General features: G+C 43.1%; 14 protein-coding genes. 1 reads left to right on the top strand and 13 read right to left on the bottom strand.

The features are described from left to right. Nucleotides 1-169: 169 nt before the first annotated feature. From ACH6C1_RS00265 to ACH6C1_RS00255, 3 genes are read right to left on the bottom strand one after another with little or no spacing between them, the layout of a single operon-like run. Nucleotides 170-376 carry a DUF951 domain-containing protein gene (locus ACH6C1_RS00265; protein ID WP_093726332.1) on the bottom strand — a complete coding sequence of 69 codons (207 nt, stop codon included), beginning with the start codon at nt 374-376 and terminating at the stop codon, nt 170-172. Further along, the gene (locus ACH6C1_RS00260) at nt 369-1,289 is read right to left on the bottom strand and encodes a mechanosensitive ion channel family protein (RefSeq protein WP_374073583.1); all 921 of its coding nucleotides are present in this window, start codon (nt 1,287-1,289) and stop codon (nt 369-371) included. The genes ACH6C1_RS00265 and ACH6C1_RS00260 overlap by 8 nt, the downstream gene beginning before the upstream one ends. A gap of 50 nt (nt 1,290-1,339) precedes the next feature. Beyond that, nucleotides 1,340-2,359, bottom strand: a complete 1,020-nt coding sequence (locus tag ACH6C1_RS00255) for a YkvI family membrane protein (protein WP_374073581.1) — start codon at nt 2,357-2,359, stop codon at nt 1,340-1,342. A gap of 86 nt (nt 2,360-2,445) precedes the next feature. On the opposite strand from ACH6C1_RS00255, the gene yyaC reads away from it, so the two are divergent. Next, on the top strand, nt 2,446-3,039 hold the full coding sequence (yyaC, locus tag ACH6C1_RS00250; RefSeq protein ID WP_374073579.1) for a spore protease YyaC: 594 nt from the start codon (nt 2,446-2,448) through the stop codon (nt 3,037-3,039). 58 nt (nt 3,040-3,097) lie between these two features. Here yyaC and ACH6C1_RS00245 read toward each other — a convergent pair whose 3' ends face one another. The 10 genes from ACH6C1_RS00245 to rpmH form a co-directional block, all read right to left on the bottom strand. Beyond that, the gene (locus tag ACH6C1_RS00245) at nt 3,098-3,937 is read right to left on the bottom strand and encodes a ParB/RepB/Spo0J family partition protein (protein ID WP_095222065.1); all 840 of its coding nucleotides are present in this window, start codon (nt 3,935-3,937) and stop codon (nt 3,098-3,100) included. After that, entirely contained in the window at nt 3,909-4,691 is a 783-nt protein-coding gene (locus tag ACH6C1_RS00240) for a ParA family protein (protein ID WP_095222066.1), read from the bottom strand. Before ACH6C1_RS00240 ends, ACH6C1_RS00245 begins: the two co-directional genes overlap by 29 nt. A gap of 147 nt (nt 4,692-4,838) precedes the next feature. Then, complete coding sequence (gene noc / locus ACH6C1_RS00235; protein ID WP_095222068.1) at nt 4,839-5,690, bottom strand: nucleoid occlusion protein; 852 nt, start codon at nt 5,688-5,690, stop codon at nt 4,839-4,841. Between the two features lie 219 nt (nt 5,691-5,909). Further along, entirely contained in the window at nt 5,910-6,626 is a 717-nt protein-coding gene (gene rsmG / locus ACH6C1_RS00230; protein ID WP_095222069.1) for a 16S rRNA (guanine(527)-N(7))-methyltransferase RsmG, read from the bottom strand. Nucleotides 6,627-6,647: 21 nt separating this feature from the next. Beyond that, nucleotides 6,648-8,534 (bottom strand): tRNA uridine-5-carboxymethylaminomethyl(34) synthesis enzyme MnmG, encoded by a 1,887-nt coding sequence (gene mnmG / locus ACH6C1_RS00225; RefSeq protein WP_374073575.1) that lies wholly within the window; start codon nt 8,532-8,534, stop codon nt 6,648-6,650. An 18-nt stretch (nt 8,535-8,552) separates the two neighbouring features. Next, nucleotides 8,553-9,929: a tRNA uridine-5-carboxymethylaminomethyl(34) synthesis GTPase MnmE gene (gene mnmE, locus ACH6C1_RS00220; RefSeq protein WP_095222072.1), complete on the bottom strand. Its 1,377-nt coding sequence runs from the start codon at nt 9,927-9,929 to the stop codon at nt 8,553-8,555. Nucleotides 9,930-10,121: 192 nt separating this feature from the next. Next, entirely contained in the window at nt 10,122-10,760 is a 639-nt protein-coding gene (jag, locus tag ACH6C1_RS00215; RefSeq protein WP_374073572.1) for an RNA-binding cell elongation regulator Jag/EloR, read from the bottom strand. Further along, nucleotides 10,760-11,536, bottom strand: a complete 777-nt coding sequence (gene spoIIIJ / locus ACH6C1_RS00210) for a YidC family membrane integrase SpoIIIJ (RefSeq protein ID WP_095222076.1) — start codon at nt 11,534-11,536, stop codon at nt 10,760-10,762. The genes jag and spoIIIJ overlap by 1 nt, the downstream gene beginning before the upstream one ends. 37 nt (nt 11,537-11,573) lie before the next feature. Continuing rightward, nucleotides 11,574-11,948, bottom strand: coding sequence for a ribonuclease P protein component (gene rnpA, locus ACH6C1_RS00205; protein ID WP_374073570.1), 375 nt, complete (start codon nt 11,946-11,948; stop codon nt 11,574-11,576). Between the two features lie 183 nt (nt 11,949-12,131). After that, a complete protein-coding gene (gene rpmH, locus ACH6C1_RS00200) occupies nt 12,132-12,266 on the bottom strand; it encodes a 50S ribosomal protein L34 (RefSeq protein ID WP_093726343.1) in 135 nt (44 codons plus the stop codon). Between the last annotated feature and the right edge of the window lie 222 nt (nt 12,267-12,488).

Genomic DNA, 12,488 nt, shown 5'->3' with positions numbered 1-12,488 from the left:
CATACGTACTTCTAGAGTACACTATTCTCTATAAAACAGCAAAATTATGTGTGGATTTCTGCCATTTGGATACGTAATTCTTTCTATAATTGATTTTTGTATATAAAAAAAGAAGTCCCTCCGATGACAAAATCGGACAGACTTCTATGTTTCACGTGAAACGCGTATTTTAATTTGTCGGTTCTTCTGCATGCTCCAAAACTTTTTTCATTTTTGTCTCGAATTTTTTTCGAGGAATGAGCACGCTATGACCACAGCCTTCACATTTAATCCGGATATCCATTCCCAACCGGATAATCTTCCACCGGTTTTCGCCACACGGATGGGCTTTTTTCATTTGTACCACATCATTAAGCTGATAGACTTTGTCACTCACGAGCATTCCCCCTTACGGCACTTTCCTGCATGAGCTCTTCTGCTTCTTGTTTATTATACATGACCAGCCTTGGAGCTGGAATACTGATATTGCGTTCCAATAGTTTTGTTTTAATACGGTTTCTAGCTTCCCTTGCTACACCAAAATGTTGCATTGGCAAAGTTTCAATGATTGCCCGCAAAACGATGTGAGACGTTGACAAGGTCTCCACACCTAACAGCTGCGGGGTTGCTTGTATCTCAGGATATTCAGCAGGCATTTCCAGCAGCACCTGCATGATGACCTCTTCTGCTACTTGCAGATTCGCTTCATACGGTACATTGATGTCCAATACTCCCAAGCTGTTGTGGACAGAGAAATTGGTCACTTGTGTAATATTGCCATTTGGTATGATATGCAGTTCGCCTGTCCAGTTACGAATCTTACATGTCCGCAATCCGATCTCCTCTACATCTCCCCGCACGCCAGCTGTCTGAATATTATCTCCTACAGAAAATTGGTTTTCGAAAATAATGAAGAAGCCGCTGATAACATCCTTCACTAAGTTTTGTGCCCCGAAGCCTATTGCTAAACCGGCAACTCCGGCACTTGCAATCAATGCGCCAATGTTTAATCCAAGCTGTGATAACACCATCACAACAGCGGTGAAATACACGACATACGTAATTACATTTTGGATTAGTTTTTTCAGCGTATTTTCGCGGCGTTCTGATACGAGAGGAGCTTTTAATTTCGCCTTTTCCCTAAAGGAATTATGAAAAGTCCTCTCCACTATATTATTGGCTACACGAGCGACAACCATAGATAATATAATGATCATAACAATCTTTAACACTGCTAATCCAATGGTTGTCCAAAGCTCGGCACTCGTCAAATAATCGTAAATACTGGTCCACTGCTCCTCTACATTCATGAAGTACGTATCTCCTCGTCCAGTTGTTTTCTTTATATATTATCAAATTTCTATTTCATTTTGTATCGATTTAGTATTGGGTATACAAGAATGGCGGAGAGGATGTAAAGATTAGCAAAGCCAAAAATCGGGTACATCAAAGCTATCAAGTCTGTAAAACCAAGCTGTGTGAGCGGCAGCATAAGCAAAACCAGCACTGCTGCTTGCAGCCAGAGCGGTCCCTTCCATTTTGTTTGAAATCGTGAAACAATACCCAGTATTCCCGAGACAGCCGAGGTATAGATAGCAAGCCATAACACAATGCTGATGCCAATAAGGACAATAGAGGGATAGTTTTTCAAAATATAGAACAATGGGATATCATAGTGTGGAATTGCATGACTGATATGCATCAAATCATTGTTGTATAAGTACGTAAGCGCACCGATGATTAGCCCGCTGCCGATACTCGCAATCCATAACTCCCCCTTCCCTTTCATTTGCTTACCGATTGCACCAATTACAGCTACAACAGGAAGGATATTCAGCGCTGTGAATGGGAATGCCGCTTGCCAATTTGCCTGTTCATGCCAATCCTGCAGCAGATTGATTTGTTCATGTCTTGTATAGATGATAAGAACAAGAACAAGGCCGCCGACTAGGATAGGGAGGATATAACTATTCATCGAAACGACACCCTCTACATTGGATGTGAAAATAAGGACAATCATTAACGCAATGAAGAGGATGCCCAGCCAATTCGGAATCTGATACATCGTTCCAGTAGCACCGCCAGCAGCAATCATAACAACTGTCACTGTAAAAAGATAGAAAACAATCAACACATCATAAAATGCAGCCAACCTTCTGCCGACAAGCCGCTCCAGTACCGGAAAGTAATGCGTGCTTCTTTCGGTGAAGCTTATATGCAGAATCACATGACTGCATATCGTAAACAGAACGGTGAAAATGATGATAGCCAGTCCACTTTCATAGCCAAAAAATTGCCAGATCTCTCTTCCTGAAGCGTATCCAGCCCCTATTAATGTTGCCAATATCAAAAACATCCATTTCAGCCCTGCAGCCCACATCACAGTCCCTCCAATTTCATATGAACACGTATAGAAAAAGTAGAAAAGCTATATACTATTACCAATATGTGTATGGAGGATAAGCTATGAGCCTGAAGAGAATATTTACGAAAAAAAAGGAGTTCCGCTGCGACTATCAAGACCCCCTTCTTATGAGTAAAGCCTATGAAACAATCAGCTCATGGATTCCTGATGATCGGGAGATAGTTGTCCTTTGCATCGGTACAGATCGTTCAACCGGTGATGCACTAGGACCCATTATTGGTTCATTTCTGACGGAAAAACCATTGAACAGACTTCAGGTTTACGGGACTCTGGAATCTCCTGTGCATGCTGTCAATCTGGTTGAACGTCTGCAAATGATAGAGGAAAAGCATCCAAATGCTTATATAATTGCAATTGATGCCTGCTTAGGCAGAACCAGTTCCATCGGTTCTATTATCGTTTCTCCTACACCTCTTCGTCCGGGTGCCGCATTAAAGAAAAATCTCCCAGCAGTTGGGGATGCCCAAATAACTGGAATTGTTAACGCCAGCGGTGATATGGAGTATTTTGTGTTACAAAATACTCGTTTGCATCTTGTCATGCAGCTAGCATACAAAATCAGTACCCTCTTACTTGCTGTCGATCGCAAACAAGTTCCTATACTATCACCCGACATAACAGCAGCCGAAAATTGATATGTTTCACGTGAAACAAACAAAAAAAGCCAAGAGAAGCGTAAGCTCCTATTGGCTTTTATCTATTCAATACATTTAAAATTCTTTCCAAATCTTCATCGGAGAAGAACTGAATCTCTATCTTCCCTTTTCGCTTACCACGATGGATTGTTACATCCGTTCCGAATTGATTCCGTAGCTGGGATTCAGTCTGAACAAGAAATATATCCTTTACAGCTTTCTTTTTCTCTGGTTCTGGAAGATTATTGTTCATCTTGATGATGAGCTGCTCTACTTGCCGTACATTCAGCGATTCGTTGCGTATTTTCTCAACTAGCGGCTGCAATCTCTTTTTATCCTTTAACCCCAATAGAGCGCGCCCGTGACCCATTGATAATTCACCATGATTGATTAAGTCACTAATCTCGGGGGGCAGCGTCAATAAACGAACAAGGTTCGCTATATGAGATCGGCTCTTACCTAAGCGTTTAGCTAAAATCTCCTGCGTGATATCCAATTCCTTCATCAAATTGGAATACGCTTGTGCTTCTTCAATTGGCGTGAGATCTTCCCTCTGAAGGTTTTCCAGCAGGGCTAGCTCCATCATCTTCTCATCATCCAGTGACTTGATGATGACAGGCACTTTTTTCAAACCAGCTGCTTTTGCTGCGCGGAATCTTCTTTCTCCCGCTACAATTTCATAGCCTTTTATACTCTTACGGACAATGAGTGGCTGCAGGATGCCATATTCCTGAATCGATTGCGACAATTCCTCAATTGCATCTGCAGAAAAGACTTTGCGCGGTTGATATGGATTCGCCCGGCATTCCTTGATTGCAATTTCTTGAATCTGATCTTCTTCTTTCATTTCCAATTCTGGAAAGAAAGCATTAAGACCTTTCCCCAACCCTTTGGCCATGCGCCATCACTTCCTTTGCTAAGTCTAAATAAACTTCTGCACCACGCGACTTCGGATCGTAAATAATGATTGGCTGACCATAACTAGGTGCTTCTCCCAACCGGACATTTCTTGGAATGATCGACTGGTACACTTTATCTTGAAAATATTTCTTTACTTCTTCAATAACTTGAATACCAAGATTCGTACGGGCATCCAGCATTGTCAGCAATACTCCTTCAATCATTAGATGCTTATTCAAATGTTTTTGTACAAGCCGAATCGTATTCAATAGCTGACTTAGCCCTTCTAATGCATAATACTCACATTGAACTGGGATAAGGACCGTATCTGCCGCTGTCAGCGAATTCAAAGTCAACAATCCTAAAGAAGGCGGACAATCGATGATGACATAATCATAATTGTCTTTCACACTATCAATAGCCTTTTTCAGACGGACTTCCCTTGAGATCGTAGGCACTAGCTCGATCTCGGCTCCTGCAAGCTGAATAGTAGCCGGAATGACATCCAAATTATCAACAGCTGTTGATACAAGGACGTTTTCGGCTTCCATATCTTCGACTAGGACGTTATATACACAATTTTCGACATCTGCTTTGTTTACACCAACACCGCTTGTAGCATTTCCTTGCGGATCAATGTCTACTAGCAAAACTTTATTTCCTAAAAAAGCCAGGCAAGCACTCAAATTGACGCTCGAAGTTGTCTTCCCTACTCCGCCCTTTTGATTTGCTATTGCGATTACTTTGCCCATGGTGTCACCTACCTCAAACTCAATACATTTATTCTATCATTTTTTCATAGAAACCGACGGATAAATTCAAGATTTTGAAAAGTTAGCTCCCTTTTCCTATATAAAAACCCATCTTTCAGCAAGATGGGGATATTATTGGAGCTTTATTCAGGATTTTTTCGGGATTTTAATCGTAATTTGATAATAATCGTCCTTATCTTCTTCCTCTGTTTCCAAGTTGATACCGGTATCGGAAACCATGGAAAGTGATTGACGGATTGTATTCATGGCAATGCGCATATCCTTATTGATACCCTTCAGCTTCGGACGCTTCTTTTTCGGCTGGGCATTTAAAATACGTGCAATGCGTGCTTCTGTCTCTTTTACATTCAATTCTTTATCTATAATTTCCTGCAAAATCAACTCTTGTTTGTCTGCATCTTTAAGAGCTATGAGCGCACGAGCATGCCGTTCTGTGATTTTCTTTGCCAATAACGCTTGCTGTACAGATTCTGGCAGCTTTAACAAGCGCATCTTATTAGCAATGGTAGATTGGCTTTTTCCGAGACGCTGCGCCAGTGCTTCCTGAGTCAAAGAATGCAGCTCCAACAAACGCTCATACGCAAGAGCTTCTTCGATAACAGTCAACTCTTCACGCTGCAGGTTTTCTATCAGTGCTACAGAGGCCGTCTCTGTATCCGACATTTCACGGATGATGGCAGGCACTGTTTCCCATTCCAAGGACTGCACTGCACGCCAGCGACGCTCTCCTGCAATCAATTCATAGCTGCCTTCAGAATTTTTCCGTACAACTATTGGCTGGATGATGCCATGTGTGCGGATCGTCTGTGCAAGCTCTTTGATTTTATCCTCTTGGAAAACAGTTCTTGGTTGGTATTGGTTCGGGACTATATCCTGTACCCGAAGGTTTACTACTTCATCCTGATGCGCATCATTTTCCGTTTCTGCTGAATCCGATTTATCACCTAGCCCAAAAATACGGCTGAACGGGTGTAACATCCTCAGACACCACCTTTTTTTACAATCCTAATCTAGCAAGCAGGTACATAAGGAATAGTAAATGTTTCACGTGAAACATGTATAAAAAGGCGCAGCAGTTCTACAGTAGAAGCTGCTGCGCTTACATAAGCCGAGCCAGTTCCTTATCTACTATTTTATCATAGATTGGTTGAGAATGGTAAGCTTGTATGGTACTTCATTCACTATTTTTCTCTTGTATTAAACGATCGGCTCGCGGTTTGGAACTCCAGCTTTACGAGGGTATTTCTTCGGTGTCTTCCGACGTTTGGCGATGATGGCGATATTCCTTTCTCCACCCTCTTCCGGCAAGTCGAAAGTGAAGCTTTCCACCAATTCGCCGCCCAGCAATTGAATTGCCGGTTCTGCCTCCCGAAGTTCCGTTTCCAAATTAGGTCCTTTCATGGCAATAAAATGACCCTTAGTCCGGCAAAGCGGCAGACACAACTCTGACAGTACGGACATCCGAGCCACTGCTCTCGCCGTGACCAAATCATAGGATTCACGGAAGGATTCATTTTTCCCGAAGTTCTCTGCTCGGTCATGATAAAAAGCGACATTGGATAAGCCAAGCTTCGTTGCAAGCTCGTTAAGGAATGTAATTCTCTTCTTCAAGGAGTCAACAATTGTCACTTTCAGCTCTGGAAAAACAATTTTCAGCGGGATAGATGGAAACCCAGCTCCTGCTCCAACATCACAGATACTTTCATCTCCTTTAAAATCAAAGAAGAAAGCAGCAGAAATCGAATCGTAGAAGTGCTTTAAATACACTTCCCCTTTTTCTGTAATTGCTGTTAAGTTCATCTTTTCATTCCACTCCACCAATAGATGGAAATAATCCTCCAGCTGCTTTAGCTGCTTCTCGGATAATGTGATTCCTTGCTCATCCAATTGTTGTAGAAAATCTGCTTGGTTCATCCTGTACCTCTTTTCGACAGATTATTGATTTGCTGCTTTCACGTGTCCACCTTGTTCGATAAATACGAGCAGGATGGAAACATCGGCTGGGTTTACACCGGAAATACGGGATGCCTGGCCAACAGATAGCGGACGGACTTTTTTCAGTTTTTCGCGTGCTTCTGTTGCGAGCCCGCTGACATCATCGTAATTGATTGTATCTGGTATTTTTTTATCTTCCATACGCTTCATCCGTTCCACTTGCTGCATGGATTTCGCGATATAGCCTTCATACTTCGTTTGAATCTCAACTTGCTCTTTTACGTCAGCAGGCAGCTCTTTGTCTGCAGGAACGATTTTCTCCAGCAAGCTGTATTTGATTTCAGGACGCTTCAAAAGATCAGATGCACGCTGTGCTTCTTTCATGACAGATCCGACTTCGTCCATCAGCTCAACCACATGCGGTTCTGTTTTGATGATGATTCCTGCTAAACGATTTCGTTCTTCTTCAATCAGGCGTTTTTTTTCCAGGAAGCGCGCATAGCGTTCTTCGCTGATCATACCGATTTGATGTCCGATTTCGGTCAAACGCATATCTGCATTATCATGACGAAGCAGCAAACGGTATTCTGCACGGGATGTTAGAAGTCGGTAAGGTTCATTCGTACCTTTTGTAACCAAGTCATCGATCATAACACCGATGTAAGCTTGGGAACGATCAAGAATCACAGGATCTTTGCCAAGTGCTTTTGCAGCAGCATTGATACCAGCCATGATTCCTTGACCGGATGCTTCTTCATAACCGGATGTTCCATTGATTTGACCCGCTGTGTAAAGACCAGGAATTTTTTTCGTTTCCAAAGTCGGCCATAGCTGTGTCGGAACCATTGCATCATATTCGATTGCATAGCCGGCACGCATGATTTCAGCGTTTTCCAAACCAGGGATCGTTTGAAGCATTTCTTTTTGGACGTATTCCGGCAAGGAAGTAGACAGTCCTTGTACATATACTTCCTCTGTGTTGCGTCCTTCTGGCTCCAAGAAGATTTGGTGGCGCGGTTTATCGTTGAAACGGACAACTTTATCTTCAATAGAAGGACAGTAACGCGGTCCTGTTCCTTTGATCATACCGGAATACATAGCAGATAGACCTAGGTTTTCATTGATGATATTATGTGTGAATTCATTAGTGTACGTCAGCCAGCAAGGGATCTGATCGGTAATGAATTCAGTTGTTTCGTAAGAGAACGCAAGCGGTTCTTCGTCTCCTGGCTGAATTTCTGTTTTGGAATAATCGATGGAACGGCTGTTTACACGTGGCGGTGTGCCAGTTTTGAACCGTACCATTTCCAAGCCAAGTTCTTCAAGATGCTCTGACAACGTGACGGATGCACGTTGGTTGTTCGGGCCGCTTTCATAAGAAACATCTCCGATGATGACGCGTCCGCGCATGAATGTTCCAGTCGTGATAACGACTGTCTTTGCGTAATACGCCGCTTTCGTTTCTGTGATGACACCTTTGCAGACACCATCTTCCATGATCAAACGGTCAACCATTGCTTGACGCATCGTCAGGTTTTCTTGGCTTTCCAAAGTTTTCTTCATTTCAGTGATATATAGCGGTTTATCCGCTTGAGCTCGCAAAGCACGAACGGCAGGACCTTTTCCTGTGTTGAGCATACGCATTTGAATATACGTTTTATCAATAACTTTACCCATCACGCCGCCAAGTGCATCGATTTCGCGCACTACCACACCTTTTGCAGGTCCGCCGACGGATGGATTACATGGCATGAATCCTGTCATGTCAAGGTTCATGGACAGCATTAGAGTATTAGCACCCATTTTTGCTGCTGCCACACCAGCTTCACAGCCGGCATGTCCTGCACCTATGACGATGACATCATAATGCCCAGCATCGTATGTCATGTTCATTCTCTCCTTTTTTTATTTTCCTAAGCAAAACTGTGAAAACAGTTGGTCGATTAAGCTTTCATGCACGGTATCTCCGATGATTTCACCGAGCAATTCCCATGTTCTTGTCACATCTATTTGGACGATATCCATCGGCATTTGCATTTCGATGCCATTCATCGCTTCCCGAAGCGATGACAATGCCTGCTTCAAAAGCTGGATATGTCGTACATTCGATATATAACTCAAGTCGCCGCCATCGATTTCCCCTGCAAAGAAGGTATCCTTGATAGCAAGCTCCAATTCGTCGATTCCTTTTTCTTCAATCAATGCAGTCGTAATGACTGGACGGTCTCCTGCCAGCTGACGAACTTCTTCCAGATCGATTTGCTGGGAGAGATCCGTTTTGTTGACGATGACAATCACATCTAGACCGGCAACAGCTTCGAATAAGTTACGATCCTCGTCAGACAAAGCTTCTCCATAGTTCAGCACAAGCAAAATAAGGTCACTTTGCTTTAGAACCTGACGTGAGCGCTCTACACCGATTCGTTCCACGATATCCTCCGTTTCACGGATTCCTGCTGTATCAACCAGCTTCAATGGAACGCCGCGTACATTGACGTATTCTTCAATGATATCTCGTGTCGTACCGGCGATTTCTGTAACAATGGCTTTATTTTCATGCACTAGTGCATTCATCAGAGAAGATTTCCCCACGTTCGGACGGCCGATAATTGCTGTAGCCAACCCCTCCCGCAGGATCTTTCCTTGCTTCGCCATTTCGAGCAGCTTCTCTATCTCTTCATACACATATTGTGTTTTCTCGATCATCATATTGTGGGACATCTCTTCCACATCATCATACTCGGGATAATCAATGTTCACTTCAACATGCGCTACTGTTTCCAATAATTCCTGGCGCAGCTTCTGGATCAAACGGGATAGTCTGCCCTCCATCTGATTGAGAGCAACGTTCATTGCCCGATCAGTTTTCGCTCGGATCAAATCCATGACAGCTTCTGCTTGAGAAAGGTCGATGCGTCCATTAAGAAAGGCTCTCTTAGTGAACTCCCCTGGCTCTGCCAGACGTGCACCTTCCTGCAATGCTAGTTCCAGGACACGATTCACGGATACTAGACCACCGTGGCAATTTATTTCAACGACATCTTCCCGTGTGAATGTTTTCGGTGCCTTCATAACAGACACCATCACTTCCTCTGCAACCTCGCCGGTTTCCGGGTCGATGAGTTTACCATAATGAATTGTATGACTTGGTACATCAGTCAGTTTTTTTCCATCAAAAAGTTTAGCAGCAATCTCCACTGCTTCAGCACCACTAAGACGAACAATGGCTATCGCTCCTTCTCCAACAGGAGTCGATATCGCAGCTATTGTATCATTCTGCATTTCTTCACCTCTTTCTATCTTTTTTTATCTATTTATCCACAGCATATAGCTATGATTAAGTTTATACTCACTAACTTATAAGAATAGCACAGGTGTCTATCAAAAAGAAAGATATCCACATGAAAATTTAGTGGCGGATGCTAGCTTCGGCTTATCCACATGTGAATAGAGAGCATAAAAAAAGTCTTGGCATCATTGCCAAGACTTTTCCTTAACTGGTTGGATGACGATATACCTGTTCGGTTCCTTACCTTTCGAAACGGTTTCGACACCCTTTTGCTTTTGAGCTGTCGCATGGATGATTTTCCGTTCGCTAGCCGGCATTGGATCAAGAGGAATTGCTTTTTGCAGCGCCAATGCCTTACTGGCAGCCTGGACAGCTAGCATTTCAAGCGTTTCCCGTCTTCTTGACCGATATCCTTCCGCATCGACGGTAACAGTATAATGATATGCTTTTTGCTGATGCAGAAATTGTTCGACAAGCTGTTCCAGCGCATTGAGCGTTTGTCCCCTTTTTCCAATCAACATGCCGAGATTTTCTCCGCTAAGTGTAAACATCACATGCTTTTTCTTCCGGGCCGTGATCTCCACCTCTGCACCTGGGCGCAGATGCTGGATGACACTTTCCAAATATTCTTTTGCTGCTTGTACGTTATCAGTCTTCACGACCACTTTAATTACTGCCGGTTTGGCACCAAACAGATTGAGGAAGCCTTTGCTTCCTTCATCTATTATAGTGACTTCGACTTCTTCCTTAGAAACACGTAACTGCTGTAAAGCTGATTGAATCGCATCATCTACTGTTTTGCCGCGAGCAGTCAGCTGTTTCATTATTTCTTGCTGTCTGCTTGTGCTTTGTTTTTCGACATCATCGGTTTATTGATAAGCAATGTCTGTGCCACCATGAAGATGTTACCGACTACCCAATACAATGCCAAAGCTGATGGAAGGAATAGCGCAAATACAGTAATCATGACTGGCATGATATAAAGCATCATCGTCATTTGCGGATTAGCTGCCATTGCTGTATTTCCTGCCATCATCAATTTCTGCTGCAGGAATGTTGCAAGACCTGCTACGATTGGCAGAATGAAGTATGGATCCGGGGATCCAAGCTGTACCCAAAGGAAGTTATGTTCCTTGATTGCTTCTGTACGGCTGATCGCTTGATAGAAAGCAAGCAAAATTGGCATCTGTACGATGATCGGCAGACATCCTGCCAAAGGATTTACACCGTGACGCTGGAAGAGCTGCATCGTTTCCTGCTGTAGTTTCTGTTGCGTGTTTGCATCTTTGGAGCTGTATTTCTTCTGAAGTTCCTTTAATTCAGGTTGAATTTCCTGCATTGCCCGAGAACTCCGCAGCTGCTTGATGTTCAATGGCAGCAATACCAATCGGATGATCACTGTTACGATGATGATCCCAAGACCAAAGTTCTCACCTGTAAGATCTGCGAAATATGCAATCAACCAAGATAGCGGGTAGATGAAATACTGATTCCAGAATCCGGTACTTTCCGAAGTGATTGGATCGGTGTTCGGCGCACAGCCTGCTAAGGCCGCGACGAGCAGCACGAGTGCCAATACTAATAAAACTTTTTTACGCACCATGTTTCCTCCTTAACTTCCTTGCATAAGACTTTCCCTATTGCTTCTCTTTATTATTTTTTCTGTTTGGCTGTTTCAGCAGATGTGATTTCCAAAGCACGTGGATCAAGCTCTTTTTCAATTCCTGGTAAGCCATATCCTTCGCTGGCTGCCTGGCAATGACAATGAAATCATAGCCCGGGGCAACCTGCTCGTCCAGTTCATGAAAGGCTTGTCTCAAGTAGCGCTTAATCTTGTTCCGCATAACAGCGTTTCCAAGTTTCTTGCTGACAGACAGTCCGATACGGAAATGCGCATCCGATGTTTCCTGCTTCTTATAATATAGAACGAGCTGACGGTTCGCAAAGGAGCTTCCCTTTTGGAATACTTCCTGGAATGCCTCATTCTTTTTAATTCGATATTCTTTCTTCATAGAGGGTCCCCTCAAGCATGCCTATTTGCGAGAATAGTCTTTAATTTGAAAGAAGGAGAATAAACGCGGCATTTAAGCTTGTAGTTTATTCTCCTTCTCTACTCATGTAAAAGCACAGCTTTTTGCTGTGTCAGTACACCGTTCAAGTATATAAAGTCAAAAAGACCACTACTTCAAGTGGTCTTATGCAGACAATACTTTTCTTCCTTTACGACGACGACGAGCTAGAACTTTACGTCCGTTTTTTGTGCTCATACGCTCACGGAAGCCGTGTACTTTTTTTCTTTTACGGTTATTAGGTTGAAATGTACGTTTCATATATAAAACACCTCCCTCGAGGATATATAAAAATAATGCGAAAGGTCATAGACAGTCTTGAACATTATACGTAAAGAATGGCAGACATGTCAACCTATCATTTTTTGCGGAATCCTCTCTTTCTTTTATCCACAGCCCATGTTAACCTAGTAACCCTGTGCATAACTTTTTCCACACAAGTTTTCGACAACTTACACACATAACCGCATGCTGTGGATATAT

Origin of the sequence: Terribacillus sp. JSM ZJ617, from assembly GCF_044383785.1 — a bacterium.
Lineage (GTDB): Bacteria > Bacillota > Bacilli > Bacillales > Amphibacillaceae > Terribacillus.
Note: the sequence above shows the minus strand (reverse complement) of the source record. Positions and strands in the feature narration are given on the sequence as shown.